This is a genomic window from Streptomyces megasporus, from assembly GCF_000718985.1.
Taxonomy (GTDB): Bacteria; Actinomycetota; Actinomycetes; order Streptomycetales; family Streptomycetaceae; genus Streptomyces; species Streptomyces megasporus.
On record NZ_JODL01000117.1, the window covers coordinates 1 to 380 of the forward strand.

The window sequence follows — 380 nt, forward strand, 5'->3', positions numbered from 1 at the left end:
GGTCCGGGGCGTAGATCCGGCGGGGCGCGGCGGCCAGTGCGGGGGCGATCTGCGACCAGTCGGCACCATCGGCCCCGCGGGCATGCAGGAGCAGGACGGGCGGCGCGTCCTGCGGTCCCCAGACGCGGTAGGCCAGAGTGATGCCGTTCGCTTGTACGGTGCGCTGATCGGTGTCCATGCGGGCACGCTAGCGAGGGGTGCCGGTCGGCCGGGCTTGCTCTGCCGACAGCAGAAGGACGCTCACTCCCGTCCGGAGAGAAAGGCCGTCACGCGCCGCGCGAACCACTCCGGGTCGTCCAGCCACGGGTAGTGACCGGCGCCGGGCTGCACCGCGAACTCGGCCGCCGGGAACTGTCTCTTATACACATCTGACGCTGCCG

1 protein-coding gene is annotated in these 380 nt (G+C 71.6%); it reads right to left on the reverse strand.

The window, feature by feature from the left end; all coding sequences use genetic code 11:
• Positions 1 to 240 precede the first annotated feature (240 nt).
• The coding region (locus IF47_RS32235) for an alpha/beta fold hydrolase (protein ID WP_425423656.1) at positions 241 to 380 on the reverse strand (140 nt) is incomplete at its 5' end.